Source organism: Flavobacterium bizetiae (genome assembly GCF_024271895.1).
In the GTDB taxonomy this organism is placed as follows: Bacteria; Bacteroidota; Bacteroidia; order Flavobacteriales; family Flavobacteriaceae; genus Flavobacterium; species Flavobacterium bizetiae.
Window position 1 is genome coordinate 4,069,359 of record NZ_CP091861.1, and the last position, 15,236, is coordinate 4,084,594.

Genomic DNA, 15,236 nt, shown 5'->3' on the forward strand with positions numbered 1-15,236 from the left:
ATAACTATTGAAAATTTAAAATTAGACCAAAAAGACTTGTATTAGCTGCCAATGTATATCTTGAATATGAATAATTAAATTTTAACTTATTCATTTTTAAACCAAACCCTAATGAAATTCCTGAAAAATTACGCTGTTCATCAATTCTTAATTCTTCACCTCTTCTAAAATTGTAACCTAAACGAAAATTAAATACTCTTTGAGGAAAAAGCTCTACCCCTGCAATAACATGCCTCAGGGCATTATTAAAAAACGAAACTTTTTCATTACTTGTTGATCCGTCAATGTTGGTTTCGCCGCGAACGGGATTCGAAAAAGAAACATTCCATTGTTGCAAATTGTCTAAAGTAAGATGCCAACGAATGGGTACGTGTTCTAATTCTTGCGAAACACCGGCAATGATTTCAAACGGTATATTTTCGCGTATTCCGGAATAAGTGGTAAACTGTGTTCCTATATTTCGAAATACTAGGGCCAAATTTACATTATTTTTTTGAATTTCATACATAATTCCCACATCAATTGCTCCACCAATAGAATTATAAGTTTCTAGAGTTGAAGTTATTAGCTTAGCATTTGCTCCAACATGAATATCTGTGAAAGGAATATTATAAGCATATCCTAAGGATAATGCGCCTTCGCTCCCAGTAAAATCTGATGTAGCCTGACCATTTTCGTCATAACCATCAAACGAGCCGTAGTTTACATAACTTATTCCGGCATAGAAGGTTTGCACGTGTCTATCGTAAGTATAGGCGTATGAAGCTGTTCCGTAAGAAGCTTCTCCGTAATAATTACCATAATTCATTGCAAGGTGATTGTCCATATCTTCGTTTAAAGCTGCTGGATTAGACATCGCCTGATTGACATCTTCATCATAAATCGTTATATTTTTTCCTCCTAACGCTGCCTGCCTTGGTGACGTCGTTAAATTAAGAAACTGATAAGTGTAACGCCCTCCTATTTGCCCGAAAGAAACGGAACAAATTAACATAAATAAAAGTAAAACGAATCGTTTCAACATGCTTTTGGGGCGAATCCTATATGGGAATAACGCAACTGCGAAGATAAAATTATATAACTGATAAAAAATAAATAAATTTAAATTACAATAAAAAAAATCTAAGCTCCAAATTTAAGGGCAATTTCAATCTTTTTAAAATTCCAAATACCAATACTCTACGGGAAAATTTCAATATTAAAATTCCAAATACCAATTAAATAAAAAATTCCAAACCCCAAAACTGACTTATCAGATTGGAATTTGGAATTTAAAAAATATTGGAATTTAACTTTTAAAATTTTATTTTAAAGTCTTTGCGTTCTTAACGTTTTGATCTGTCAAAGCTAAAGCCAGAACTTCGCTCATTTCTTTTACATAGTGAAAAGTCAGACCTTCTAAATATTCTGATTTTATTTCATCAATATCACTTTTGTTTTCGTGACATAAAATGATCTCTTTAATATTAGCTCTTTTTGCTGCTAAGATTTTTTCTTTAATTCCGCCTACTGGTAAAACTTTTCCGCGAAGTGTAATTTCACCTGTCATAGCTAAGCTTTTCTTAACTTTCTTTTGAGTCAGTAAAGAAACCAAAGAAGTTAACATCGCTATACCGGCACTTGGACCATCTTTAGGCGTTGCTCCTTCCGGAACGTGTAAGTGAATGTTATATTTTTGAAATAAAGAAACATCTAAACCTAATTTCTTCGCGTTTGCTTTAATGTATTCTAACGCAATTGTAGCAGACTCTTTCATTACTGTACCTAAATTTCCTGTAATGGTCAATGAACCTTTACCTTCGGAAATTAAGGACTCAATAAATAAAATATCTCCACCAACACTTGTCCAGGCTAAACCTGTCACAACTCCTGCGATATCATTATTTTCGTATTTATCACGTTCTAATCTTGGCACGCCCAAAACTTTAATGATATCCTCGTCAGTCACTTTTTTATTGTACTCCTCTTCCATCGCTACAGATTTTGCAGCATTACGAATGACCTGAGCAATTTTAGTTTCTAAGTTACGAACACCCGATTCACGTGTATATCCTTCAACGATTTTTTCTAATTGTTTTTTACCAATTGTTAAATCCTTAGCCGTTAAACCGTGTGCTTCTAATTGTTTAGGAAAAAGGTGTCTTTTTGCAATTTCTACTTTTTCTTCAATTGTATAACCTGACATTTTGATTACTTCCATTCTGTCACGCAACGCTGGCTGAATACTTGCCATATTGTTTGAAGTCGCAATAAACATTACTTTCGATAAGTCGTAACCCATTTCAAGGAAATTGTCATAGAAAGCATTGTTTTGCTCCGGATCTAAAACTTCTAATAAAGCTGAAGATGGATCTCCGCTATTTCCGCTTGACAATTTATCGATTTCATCTAAAATAAAGACAGGATTTGATGTTCCGGCTTTCTTTAAACTCTGAATAATTCTTCCTGGCATTGCACCAATATAAGTCTTTCTGTGTCCGCGAATCTCCGCTTCATCACGTAAACCACCTAATGAAATACGCACATATTCACGTCCTAAAGCTTCTGCAACAGAGCGTCCAATAGATGTTTTACCAACTCCCGGAGGTCCTGTTAAACATATAATTGGAGACTTCATATCGTTACGAAGTTTTAATACCGCCAAATGCTCGATCATTCTTTTCTTAACTTCTTCAAGTCCAAAATGATCTTTATCTAATATTTTCTGAGCGTGTTTTAAGTCGAATTTATCTTTAGAATATTCACCCCAAGGCAATTCTAAAAATAACTCTAAATAGTTACGCTGAATTCCAAAATCAGGAGATTGTGGGTTCATTCTACGCATTTTAGACAATTCTTTTTCGAAATGTTTCTGCGTTTTTTCGTCCCATTTTTTGGTTTTCGCTTTCAATCCCATTTCGTCCATTTCTTCTTCCTGCGAAACACCACCCAATTCTTCCTGAATGGTTTTCATTTGCTGATGAAGAAAATATTCACGTTGTTGCTGATCTAAATCAAAACGAACTTTTGACTGAATGTCATTTTTTAGTTCTAATTTTTGCAACTCTACGTTCATATAACGTAAGGTTTCAAGCGCTCTTTCTTTTAATCCGTTTATCGATAATAAACCTTGTTTTTCTTTTACAGAAAGATTCATATTCGAAGAAACGAAATTGATTAAAAACGATTGGCTTTCAATGTTTTTAATCGCAAAAGTAGCTTCTGAAGGAATGTTTGGACTTTCTTTTATAATCTGGATAGCCAATTCTTTAACAGAATCTAAAATCGCCGTAAATTCAGTATCGTTTTCTTCCGGACGTTCTTCCGAAACTTCTTTTATTGTTGCAGTAATGTACGGATCTTCTGAAGTAACTTCATCAATCTCAAAACGTTTCTTTCCTTGCAAAATAACCGTAACGTTTCCGTCAGGCATCTTTAAAACGCGCAAAATTCTTGCAACGGTTCCTATTTTATGAATATCATCTTTCGATGGATCTTCGTCTTCTTCATTAATTTGAGAAACTACTCCAATGATTTTTCCGCCGGCATTAGCATCGTTTATTAATTTAATCGATTTGTCTCTTCCTGCAGAAATTGGAATAACCACTCCCGGAAATAAAACAGTATTACGTAAAGGCAAAATTGGCAACGAAAGCGGAAGCTCTTCATTGTTCATTTCCTCTTCGTCTTCCGGAGTTAATAATGGAATCAATTCTGCTTCTGAATCAAATTCTTGAAGTGACAGATTGTCAATAGTGAGTATTTTATGATTTGACATAATAATATATAAGTCGTTTTGTCATTAAAAGTTTAATTCTATCCGCAATTACACTCTTAGATCAATTAGTTTGTAATAAAAACATACTAAGCGCTTCATTTACAAGATAGATTGTTAAAATAGACAATCACTATGCCAAAATGGGCAATAGATTATCGATTTGATGAGCCAATCTAGTAAAATCAAATTGCATTACCAAAAAAAAATCCACCCAAAGGTGGATTTAATGTCTTTACTATTTTTATTATTACAAATCTTCTGTATTTATACCGAAAGAGCCTGAAATTGTTTTTTTCTTTCCAGTAGTAAAATTACTAACAACGAAATTAAAAGTACCTTCTATTTTAGTTGCTGTTTTTGAAGTAATCGTTAGCGAACCTGATTCGGTAGTATATATAAGATCATCTAATATACAAGATGCATTAGCGACATTTACAGGGCCGTCTCCTCCGCCATTTAATATAGCGCTAGAAGCCTGGTAAGTCCCGACAGCATACGATTGGCTAACTCCTATAAGTATACTATTATCTTTTTCTCCGTTCTTTACTCCTACTATACTGTAATATGGATAAGTACCACTTGAACTTACAGCAGCAACATCAATATTGTCCTGAACAAAGTCAGCTCCGTCAATTTTTGCTTTTAAAAAACCATCAGATTCTACTACAGGAGCATTTTCTGTATAAGGTATATTTGTAAAAGAACCATTTGTAATTACCTTTGTTTCAGTTTTATCATCACCTATATCTCTGAAACCTGTAAATTGAAATGTTCCTGAAATTGTTTTTTTAGTTTTATCTACTGCTGTAATGGTTACAATGGCAGTATCTGTATAATTTTTTACTCCAAAAAATTCTGCAACTTCGTTTGATGCACTTATAAACGGATTTTCAGTATCTACTGAACCATAAGACAGTACGAATTTATCGCCTTGATCTTTACTATTTGCCCAATTGTACGTTCCTACTTTGTTACTTGGTAAAGTGATTTGAATTAAATCTTTATTAGATGTTCTAATTCCTGCTATTAGTACAAAATTTTCTGTTACAATGGCACTCGAACTATTCGCTACAAAAGATTGGCCTCCAACTGTAGCTTTAAAAACACCTCCTTGTTCTACTCCGCCACTTCCTTCATTACCATTATTAAACCCATTATAGTTGAGTCCGTCCTCAAAATCTTTGGTACATGAACTAAATGATATCGCTACTGCCGAAAGCAAAAGAAATAAAATATTGATTTTTTTCATACTTGTTTATTTTTGAGTACAAATATATATTTTATAAAATAAAAATCTTACATAGAATATTATTTCAATCTATATTTTTTTGATACACCCGATTATTGTGGCTATTATCAAAAAAAATAAAATTATTTTTAGCAAAAGTGTAACAAACAAAAAAAAGCACCGTCCTTATAAAAAACTAGCAATCATTACTTGAGTATAACTAACCAAAATATCGAAGAATTAATCGCGCTTTGTAAAGAAAACAATCAAAAAGCACAATTCGAAGTTTACAATCGTTACAGTAAAGCCATGTATAATGTGGCCTACCGTATCGTAAAAGATGAACATTTTGCACAAGACGTCATGCAAGAAGGTTTCCTTAAGGCTTTTACAAAAATAAACGACTATAAACAAGAAGTAGCTTTTGGAGCATGGTTAAAGAAAATAATTGTCAATTATAGTATTGATTTTTATAAAAAGAATAATGCTTTTCAGGTCGAAGATTTGAGCAAGACATTGTATAAAACAGAAGATGGCGAAAGTTTTTTTTCTGAAAATATAGATTTGAATTCACTTAAAGTGAAACAGGTTTTAGATACAATTTTAAGCTTAAAAGATAACTACCGTATGGTTTTAACCCTTTTTTATATTGAAGGTTATGATCAGGAAGAGATTAGCGAAATTTTAAATATTAGTTATGCCAACTGCCGAACGACGTTAAGCAGAGCAAAAGAGAGTTTACGAAAAAAATTAGAGGAGATATGAAATCACTAACAACAAATTTGTGCGCACAGATCAGTAAGGTGATAACATACTCACCACTAAATAATAAATATTAGATATATGAAAAAGGAAAATGACGATTTAGATCAATTATTTGAAAAATTTGAGAATCAGTGGGATGTAAAAAGGATGAATGCTGATCATCAGGTTGATTTCTTAAACAAACTCAATAAAAAACAACCCAAGAAAAAGAATTACGCTGTTTGGGCAATCGCTGCATCTATTGTGGTATTGCTAGGTGTGTCTTTATTCTATAACAATAACGAAAAGCCTAAAGAATTTAAATTTGCTTCTAAAGAAACAAAACGAACCGATTCTATTTTTAGTATTTTAATTGACAATGAGTTAGTTAAATTAAAAGAGAAAAGTTCGCCTGAAAATGAGCAAATTATTAATGACGCTTTGAAGCAAATGAAAGTTTTTGATGCTGATTACACCAAAATCCTAAAGGAAGTTCAAAAAAATGGCGAAAACAAACAAATTATTTACGCCATGATCAGCAACCTGCAAACCCGAATCTCATTTTTGCAAACGGTTTTACAGAGAATTGAAGAAAACGAAAAATTTAAAAACACAACTGATGAAAAAACACTATAACATACTTATTTTATTCATTTTGATTCCTTTTTTAGGTTTTTCAAATGATGATACTTTTATTTCTAAAGAAAAAAACATTAAAAAAACCTTTATCGTAAATTCGAATGCCGGAATTGATATTGAAAATAAATATGGCAATATCACGGTAAGTACCTGGGACGAAAATAAAATTGATCTGGATATTACCATTAAAGTTTCCGGCGGAAACGAAAATTGGGTTAACGAAAGATTAAATAGTATTGACGTTGATATTAATGCGCTTAAATCTATGGTTACAGCCATTACCAATATTGGGAATTCTTCGCTAAAAAGTCGAGGAAGCAGCAATAGTTTTGAAATTAACTATGTGATAAAAATTCCAAAAAACGGAACCGTAAAACTGAATAATAAATACGGAAATATTACTACTCTGACGTTAGAGTCTACTACTGATATTGCGTGTAAATATGGCAAGATTATATTGGGCAAACTTAATGGTGACAGTAATAGAATAGAAATTGGATACAGTCAGAACTCAAGTATTGACTACATTAAAAATGGAAACATTGAAGCACGTTATTCCGGAATAAAAATAAATGAGTCAGGAAACTTGAATTTAGATGCAAATTATACAGATGTATCACTACTGGAAGGTCAGAACATTAAATGCAAGGGCAATTACGGCAGTTTTAAATTTCAAAAAATAAATTCACTTATTAGCAGCAGTAATTATGTAACAATATCTGTCGCAGAAATATTAAATAGCCTAAGTGTTGATGCTACCTACTCTAAAATAAACGTAGAATCAATGAGTGAAAAATCAAAGAACGTTAATATCAATACCGGATACACCAATATTTCCCTAGGTTATGACGCAAATTATTCTTTTGACTTTGATATTAATACAAGATACGGAAGTATCAAAAATGATAGCTCATTAGAAGTTTTAGTGAGCGAGATTAAAAGCAACACAAAAAGAATAAGTGGTTATAATAAGAAAAAAGGCCAAAATAAAGTCATCATTAACTCTAGTTACGGAAATGTAATTCTAACTAAAAGATAACAAAATCATAAATCAATCAAAAACAACAATTTAACAATCAAAACAATGAAAAACACTTTTAAAATATTCGTTTTTAGTGCATTATTAATAAGTTCTATTGCAAATGCACAGTGGTCTAATAATAAAATTAAAGGAAACGGAAATGTTATTTCTGAAACCAGAACTACAGCAGATTACGACGCTGTAAAAGTTGCCGGATCATTTAACGTAGATTTGGTAGCCGGAAAAGAAGGCAAAATAATTATTAAAGGAGAAGAAAACCTAGTAGCGGCTATAAAAGTTGAAGTTGAAAACAATGTACTAAAGATTTATGTTGAAAGAGGCAGCAATATCAGACCTAGTTTGGGTAAAAAAATTGAAGTTACAGTTCCTTTCGAAAAAATATCAGAAGTAAGTTTGTCAGGTTCAGGAAATGTTCAGTCTAAAAATGCAATTAAAACGGATAAGTTCGTAGCAAAACTTGCAGGTTCAGGAAACTTTGATCTAGACGTAAATTCAAATGATTTAGAATTGAATTTAAGTGGTTCGGGAAATATACGTTTAAAAGGGAGCTCAGATAGTTTAACTACCAAACTTGCAGGATCAGGAAATATCGAAGCTTCAAATTTAAAAGCAAAAAATGTTGATGCAAATGTTTCAGGATCTGGCAACAGTCGTGTTAACTGCGCAGAAAGCTTAACAGCAAGAATTGCAGGTTCTGGCGATATTAAATACACTGGAAATCCTGAAAAAAGAGATGTAAAAGTTTCGGGTTCAGGAAGTATATCAAAAGCGTAACTAAAACAACTTAGAGAAAATACGATCATCAATCAAATCAATTTGTTCTGTTTTAGGACAAATTAAAAATCCCCCGAAAGGCACTTTATTAATTTAAAGTGCCTTTTTTGGTATTCTTCTCAATAGGAAAATAGCTATTACAAAGAAAACTCCTAAAATTACGATTGCTGCACGAGGACTTCCGGTGATCTGATCGATAATACCGTAAACACACATCCCGATTACAATTCCTATTTTTTCTGCTACATCATAAAAACTAAAAAATGAAGCTGTATCTTCTGTTTCCGGTAATAATTTTGAATAGGTTGAACGTGACAAAGCCTGAATTCCACCCATTACAAATCCTGCAACAGTCGCCATTACATAAAAATGCATTGGTAAAGTTATAAAGAAAGCGAGAGCGCAAAACACTGCCCAAATGATATTAATAACTATTAAAGTGGGAATATTTCCGAATTTCGCAGAAGCTCTTGAGGTTAAAACAGCCCCAACAACAGCTACCAATTGTATTATTAAAATGCAAATAATTAATCCAATAGTTCCTTCTTCTTTTGTTGTCCATTGAATTTCCTGAGCTCCAAAATATGTTGCTACAAGCATAACTGTTTGCACTGCCATACTTGAGACAAAAAATCCGCCTAAATATCTTTTTAACGGAATATTTTCTTTTAATAATAACCAAACCTTCTTAAGTTCTTTAAAACCATTAAAAACAACAGATTTTGTTAATTTCTCACCCCTTTCTTTTCTTCCTTTTGGTAAATAATAATAGGTATACTGGCTAAATAAAATCCACCAAACTCCCACCATTACAAATGAATATCGCATTGCTTTCATTGCAGCTTCTCCATCTGTTCCCGTGATTCCAAAAAGTTTTGGTTTCATAATCATCGCCAGATTGATAATCAATAAGATTACACTTCCAATATAACCTAAAGAATATCCTTTGGCACTAATTCTGTCTTGTTGTTCTTCAAATGCAATATCCGGTAAATAGGAGTTGTAGAAAACCAAACTTCCCCAATATCCTAATAAACCAAGAAAATAAAATAATAAACCTACATAAATATTATCAAGATCAAACCAGTATAAACCCATACACGATAAAGCTCCCAAATAACAGAAAAACTTCATGAATGCTTTTTTGTTTCCTACATAATCCGCAATTCCCGATAATAGAGGAGATATAAAAGAAACGACTAAAAATGCCGTAGCTGTAATAAAACTAATCAAAGCCGAATTTTTTAAGTGCATGCCAAAAACATCTATATAATGATCACGTTCAGAAAATAAAGCTTCATAAAAAATAGGAAATACTGCTGATGCGATGGTAAGTGTGTAAACCGAATTTGCCCAATCATAAAAAGCCCAGGCGTTTAATAGTTTTTTATCTCCTTTTTGTAAATCTTTCATAGAAATGGTTTTGTTAACAGGTTACGAATTTATCTATTTTTTATCATAATCAAATAGAAATTCGACAAATCGTGTATTAATAAATTATGAACAATTTAAAGTAGTAATTTTTCATAAAAAAAGCCATTCACCGCGATGAATAGCTTTTAATTATCTTTTTAAGTAATTTGTTTTTATCTAATGATACCCACTTTTAATGCGGTAGCTTTTGCCTCAGGAATCAATGACTTCAAATTCGCAATTCTTGTTGCGTCAGATGGGTGTGTACTCATAAATTCCGGTTGAGATGCCCCTCCTGATTTTGCCGACATTCTTGTCCAGAATGCAATGGCATCATCTGGGTTATAACCCGCAATTGCCATAAGTGTCAGGCCTATTTTATCTGCTTCAGTTTCATTACTTCTGCTAAACGGAAGCATTACTCCTACTTCTGATCCAAGACCGTAAGCCTGAGCAAAAATTTGTTGAGTCGATTCAGATTTTCCGCTAGTTGCAGCACCTAAAGCAGCTCCTCCAATTTGTTGCAATTGTGCAGCGCTCATTCGTTGTGCACCGTGATTCGCCAATGCGTGAGAAACTTCATGTCCCATAACGGTAGCAAGACCAGATTCATTTTGTGTTACCGGCAAGATTCCCGAGTAAACTACAATTTTACCTCCGGGCATACACCAGGCATTCACTTCTTTATTGTCTACCAGTTTGTATTCCCAACGGTAATCTGCTAAATATTGACCTTGTCCCAAATAAGTTAAATATTTTTCTGCCGCTTTTTTAATTTTTCCACCAACAGTTTCTACCAATCTAGCATCTGCAGTTCCTGTTATAACTTTATTCTCTGCTATAAAAGTACTATATTGTTGAAAAGACGACGGAAACAATTCTGCATTCGAAACGAAGTTTAAATTTTTCTTTCCTGTAACAGGGTTAGTTGCGCAGCCGACAACTAATACAGCCGTAATAATCCCCGATAATAAATGTTTTTTCATGATATTTAAATTTTTAACACACACAAAAATACAATTATAATTATTTTTTGTTTTATATAATTACTTAAATTTTTATCAGAATTTACTTATTCACCACTAATATGAAGCTCACTGAACTCTTTATCAACAATTAAGAAATGATTTTCTTCAAAAGCAATTTTATCAAAAGCTATTTTTTCATTATCAATTTCAATTTCTGTTACTTTAAAAGGAAGTCCGATTAAGTTAATTTTATATTTTGAATAAGGAGTATCGTACTTTCCTTCTTTATGAAGCTGAACAATTAGTTCTTTTTCTTTTCCAATAGTTCTAAAAGATAAGAAACTGTAACGTCCTTTTTTATAATCATAACCATCCTGAGCATCTTCATAAACAACCGATTTTTCTTTTCCGTTTTTAAAATACAAATCAAGTGTCAATTCATCAAATTCAAGTTCACCTACATATTGCTGAACCGGATATTTTGGAATTATAGCCCCTGCTTTAACAAACACCGGAATTTCATCAAACTTTGTGTCAATCCACACTTCTCTTCCTCCTGTTGAAAATTCATTTGTCCAATAGTTATACCACTCACCTCTTGGAATATACATACGTCTACCTACAGCATTAGGTTCAAGTATCGGACATACTAATATTTGATTTCCGAAGATGAATTCATCGTTTCTGTAATGCGTTTGAGTATCTTCCTGATCATAATAAACCAATGGTTTCAGCATCGGAATTCCTTCCTCAATATATTGCCAAAACATGGTGTATAAATAAGGCAATAACTGATAACGCAAGCTCACAAATTTTCGGGTGATATTGATTACTTCTTCATCAAAAGCCCAAGGTTCCTGATTGCCGTGATCTCCGGAAGAATGCGTTCTGCAAAACGGATGAAAAACACCTAATTGTATCCAACGTGCGTAAAGCTCGCCTGTTGGTTGTTCTGCAAAACCACCAATATCAGATCCAGTAAAGCCCATTCCGGAAATGCTCATTCTTTGTACCTGAATATTAGCAATCCATAAGTGTTCCCAAGTCGCTACGTTATCTCCCGTCCATGACGATGTATAACGTTGTGCTCCTGAATATGCTGATCTGGTAATGACAAACGGACGTTTAGGATAAGTAAATCTTTTGACACCGTGATAGGTTGCACGCGCCATTTGTGTGCCATAAATATTATGTGCTTTTCTATGGCTGCAAGGATTTCCGTCGTAAACGTGACGAACATCCATTGGGAATGTTTTATTCGGAACCTCCATTACTGCTGGTTCATTCATATCATTCCAAACACCTTTTACACCAATATCTGAAATTAATTCTTTAAATAATCCCGCCCACCATTCTCTAACTACGGGATTTGTGTAATCCGGAAAATTACATTCTCCCGGCCAAACTTTACCTTTCATATAAGGTCCGTCGGCTCTTTTGCAGAAATAATCTTTTTCTAAAGCTTCCTGATAAACCCAGTAATCTTTGTCTATTTTAATTCCCGGATCGATGATTACAATAGTTTTAAAACCATCTTCAGCTAATTCCGCAACCATTCGTTTTGGATCTGGAAAATAGTTTTTATTCCATGTAAAACATCGAAATCCTTCCATATAATCAATATCCAGATAAATGGCATCGCACGGAATTTTTAGTTCCCTGAATTTTGATGTTATTTCTTTGACTTTACTTTCCGGATAATAACTCCATTTACATTGATGGTATCCTAAAACCCAAAGTGGCGGTAATTCAGGCTTACCCGTTAAATCCGTATATGTTGTCACAACGTCCTGCATTTGAGGCCCGTAAATGAAATAATAATTCATTTCACCACCTTCTGCCCAAAAGCTTGAAACGTTTCGTCTTTCCTGACAAAAATCAAAGAAAGTTCTAAAAGTATTATCGAAGAAAATACCGTAAGATTGTTTATTGTGCAAACCAATATAAAACGGAACTACCTTATATAATGGTTCCTGATCTTTTTGATAAGCATATTGATCGGTAGCAAAATTTTCTAATCTTTTGCCTTTTAAGTTCATTTGAGTCGCTTTATCTCCAAGTCCGTAAAAACATTCTCCATCTTTTGAAGATTTACTCATTTTTACAATATTCCCGCCATATTCATAACTTTCTTCCCAATGAAAACCAAGTTCATCCTCAAGAATCAAGAGATCGTTTAAATCATAGATAGACAAACGTAAGTCTGCTTTCTGAATTTTACATTTTACTTTACTCGTTCTGATCTGGAAATAAGTTTCCTCTTCTGTAAGTTCTAAAAAATTATAACCGTGCAATTGCGTTTTATCAATTGCATACGAGAAATCATTACTAAAATAACCTTTTGTGGTAAAGCGAAACCGAATTAAACTGTCTCTAAGAATAGTGACTTTTAAGATTACTTTATTATCTGTATTAAAAAAAATCGAATCGCCTTCATGTTCAAATGAAACAATTTTTGACGGATATAAATCGCCTTTATATTCTAATGATGTATTTGTAATCATATCGCTAAATGAATTAATTATAATAACGTTAACTCTCTTTCAAACATACAAAAAAAGCATATAAACGACTATCAATATAAGGTTTATTCACGAAAACGTTTTTTCTGAACGAGTATCAAATTACAGCTGCAAAAACAAATAATTCGATAATTTAAAAACCTTAAAATGATAAATTAATATTGAAGAAAATGATCAATGCTTTTTTAAACAAAAGAATATACTGTTACACTTAAAGGTGGTAAAATTAATTCTACAGAAAAATCTCTGCCATCGTATGCTGAAGATTCAATTTTTAAAATACCGGAATTGCTTACTCCGCTTCCTCCATAAATACTGGCATCGCTATTAAAGATTTCTTCTAATTTACCTTTCCTCGGAATTCCTATTCTGTATTTTTCACGTATCACTTGCGTGAAATTACAAACGACAACCAGATCGTCCTTAGGATTATTCCCTTTTCGAATATAAGACAATACCGCATTTTGATGATCTGAATAATTAATCCACTCAAAACCTTCTCCTGTAAACTGCTTTTCATATAAGGCAGGACGTGTTTTATACAAATTATTCAAATCTGTAATTACTTTTTTAATGCCGGAATGATAATCGTATTGAAGTAAATGCCAATCCAGACTATTCTCGAAATTCCATTCGTTACTTTGTCCAAATTCAGAACCCATAAAAAGCAATTTAGTACCGGGATGTGTAAACATATAGCCATACAACAATCTTAAATTCGCAAATTTCTGCCATTCGTCGCCGGGCATTTTATTGGCAATAGATTTTTTTCCGTAAACTACTTCATCATGCGAAAACGGAAGCATAAAATTTTCCGTAAAAGCATACGTCATCGAAAACGTCAAATCATTCTGATGGTATTTTCGATATACCGTTTCTTTCTGGAAATATTTCAAGGTATCGTGCATCCATCCCATCATCCACTTCATTCCAAAACCTAAACCTCCTGTAAAAGTAGGTCTCGAAACCATCGGGAAGGAAGTGCTTTCTTCGGCAATAGTTTGAACTCCATCAAAATTAGCGTAGATTACTTCATTAAATTCTTTAAGAAAACTAATCGTGTCCAGATTTTCTCTTCCTCCATAAATATTAGGTTCCCACTCGCCTTCTTCTCTCGAATAATCAAGATACAACATCGAAGCTACAGCATCAACTCGTAAACCATCCGCATGATAATGTTGCAACCAAAAAACGGCATTACTTATTAAAAATGCACGAACTTCATTACGCCCGTAATTAAAAACGAGACTTTTCCAGTCCGGATGATATCCTTTTCTGCGATCCGGATGTTCGTATAAATGTGAACCATCAAAGAAACCTAAACCATGTGCATCATCAGGAAAATGTGACGGAACCCAGTCTAAAATAACTCCAATACCAGCCTGGTGTAATTTATCGACCAAAACCATAAAATCCTGCGGTTTCCCAAAACGGCAAGTTGGCGCAAAATATCCTGTTAACTGATATCCCCACGATGGATCATACGGATATTCCATCACAGGCATGAATTCTACGTGAGTAAAACCTGTTTCCTTTACATAATTAACCAAATCATCAGCAAGTTCGAGATAAGTAAGAAAGCGATTGTTTTCGCCGCGTTTCCATGAGCCTAAATGAACTTCATAAACAGAATAAGGTTTGTCTAAACCATTGTTATCCTCACGTGATTGCATCCATTTTTCGTCCTTCCAATTATAATCGAGATCCCAAACGACGGATGCTGTATGAGGTGGTTTTTCGCAATACAAAGAAAAAGGATCTGCTTTTTCAGTTACGATTCCGTTTATATTCGATTGAATTTTATACTTATAAAGTGCTCCTTTGGTAACATCCGGAATAAAACCTTCCCATATTCCTGAAGAATCCCAGCGAACCTGCAATAAATGCTCTCCTTGTGTCCAGTAATTAAAATCACCAACAACAGAAACAGATTGAGCCGTTGGTGCCCAAACTGCAAAGTAAACGCCTTTTACTCCGTTAACTTCAACTAAATGTGCTCCTAATTTTTCATATAATTTGAAGTGTTTTCCTGCTTTGAATAAATCAATATCAAAATCAGTAAAAAGAGAATGCGTGATAACTTTAGTCATATTTGGCTTTTATAATTGAGTTTTGAACCCGAGCGTTAGCGAACGGGCGAAGCAATTTG

At 33.3% G+C, this 15,236-nt stretch carries 11 protein-coding genes; 4 read left to right on the plus strand and 7 right to left on the minus strand.

Translation table 11 applies throughout. The annotated features are described in order from the left end of the window. Positions 1-4: 4 nt before the first annotated feature. From porQ to L0669_RS17345, 3 genes are all read right to left on the minus strand, one after another. Entirely contained in the window at positions 5-1,024 is a 1,020-nt protein-coding gene (gene porQ / locus L0669_RS17335; RefSeq protein WP_263759040.1) for a type IX secretion system protein PorQ, read from the minus strand. Between the two features lie 279 nt (positions 1,025-1,303). Next, positions 1,304-3,757, minus strand: a complete 2,454-nt coding sequence (gene lon / locus L0669_RS17340; protein ID WP_263759041.1) for an endopeptidase La — start codon at positions 3,755-3,757, stop codon at positions 1,304-1,306. A 247-nt stretch (positions 3,758-4,004) separates the two neighbouring features. Then, a complete protein-coding gene (locus L0669_RS17345; RefSeq protein ID WP_263759042.1) occupies positions 4,005-5,006 on the minus strand; it encodes a DUF6252 domain-containing protein in 1,002 nt (333 codons plus the stop codon). A gap of 189 nt (positions 5,007-5,195) precedes the next feature. Between L0669_RS17345 and L0669_RS17350 the strand changes: the two genes are divergently transcribed. The 4 genes from L0669_RS17350 to L0669_RS17365 all read left to right on the plus strand — a co-directional run bounded on the left by L0669_RS17350 (position 5,196) and on the right by L0669_RS17365 (position 8,184). Then, complete coding sequence (locus L0669_RS17350; RefSeq protein ID WP_263759043.1) at positions 5,196-5,750, plus strand: RNA polymerase sigma factor; 555 nt, start codon at positions 5,196-5,198, stop codon at positions 5,748-5,750. A 78-nt stretch (positions 5,751-5,828) separates the two neighbouring features. Next, positions 5,829-6,365, plus strand: coding sequence for an anti-sigma factor (locus tag L0669_RS17355; RefSeq protein ID WP_173973140.1), 537 nt, complete (start codon positions 5,829-5,831; stop codon positions 6,363-6,365). Next, entirely contained in the window at positions 6,349-7,407 is a 1,059-nt protein-coding gene (locus L0669_RS17360; RefSeq protein ID WP_263759044.1) for a DUF4097 family beta strand repeat-containing protein, read from the plus strand. Before L0669_RS17355 ends, L0669_RS17360 begins: the two co-directional genes overlap by 17 nt. 45 nt (positions 7,408-7,452) lie before the next feature. Continuing rightward, on the plus strand, positions 7,453-8,184 hold the full coding sequence (locus tag L0669_RS17365) for a head GIN domain-containing protein (protein ID WP_263759046.1): 732 nt from the start codon (positions 7,453-7,455) through the stop codon (positions 8,182-8,184). 93 nt (positions 8,185-8,277) lie between these two features. On the opposite strand, the gene L0669_RS17370 is transcribed toward L0669_RS17365, so the two are convergent. From L0669_RS17370 to glgB, 4 genes are all read right to left on the minus strand, one after another. After that, positions 8,278-9,597 (minus strand): MFS transporter, encoded by a 1,320-nt coding sequence (locus L0669_RS17370; RefSeq protein WP_263759047.1) that lies wholly within the window; start codon positions 9,595-9,597, stop codon positions 8,278-8,280. 173 nt (positions 9,598-9,770) lie between these two features. Continuing rightward, complete coding sequence (locus tag L0669_RS17375) at positions 9,771-10,583, minus strand: M48 family metallopeptidase (RefSeq protein ID WP_263759049.1); 813 nt, start codon at positions 10,581-10,583, stop codon at positions 9,771-9,773. A gap of 86 nt (positions 10,584-10,669) precedes the next feature. Next, complete coding sequence (locus tag L0669_RS17380) at positions 10,670-13,069, minus strand: glycoside hydrolase family 31 protein (RefSeq protein ID WP_263759050.1); 2,400 nt, start codon at positions 13,067-13,069, stop codon at positions 10,670-10,672. A 203-nt stretch (positions 13,070-13,272) separates the two neighbouring features. Beyond that, on the minus strand, positions 13,273-15,177 hold the full coding sequence (glgB, locus tag L0669_RS17385) for a 1,4-alpha-glucan branching protein GlgB (protein WP_263759051.1): 1,905 nt from the start codon (positions 15,175-15,177) through the stop codon (positions 13,273-13,275). Positions 15,178-15,236: the final 59 nt, after the last annotated feature.